We start from the raw sequence: 396 nt of genomic DNA, 5'->3' as shown, positions 1-396 counted from the left end.
AGTGTTGGAACCAGAAACTGCTCGACATAGGCCAAAAAACTGCGCCCGTTGATCGGTCCGTCGAGAACGCAGGGTGCGGTGATCCGGTCATGACGCAAAGCCGCCAGAAAGGTCAGTGTCTTCCAGTGGCCATGGGGAACCCTGGCTCTCAGTCTCTCACCTTTGCGACAACGACCGTGCGTGCGCGTCATGTTGGTCTTGGCCCAGGTTTCGTCGATAAAGACCAGACGGGTGGGATCTATGTTGGCCTGATAGCGCTTCCAGAACCTGCGCTTGCGCGCGACGTCAGGCCGGTCCTGCTCGCAGGGCAGCACGCTTTTTTTTGAAGCTGATCCCTTCGGATTGGAAAAAGCGTGAGAGCATGCCCGTGTCGGCCTGAACGCCACGCTCCTCGCG

General features: G+C 58.8%; 1 pseudogene. It reads right to left on the bottom strand.

The features are described 5' to 3' along the window. Positions 1-396 (bottom strand): annotated as a pseudogene (locus B7449_RS17770) (transposase); the annotation flags it as partial.

The organism is Komagataeibacter intermedius TF2 (assembly GCF_000964425.1).
Classification (GTDB): domain Bacteria; phylum Pseudomonadota; class Alphaproteobacteria; order Acetobacterales; family Acetobacteraceae; genus Komagataeibacter; species Komagataeibacter intermedius.
Note: the sequence above shows the minus strand (reverse complement) of the source record. Positions and strands in the feature narration are given on the sequence as shown.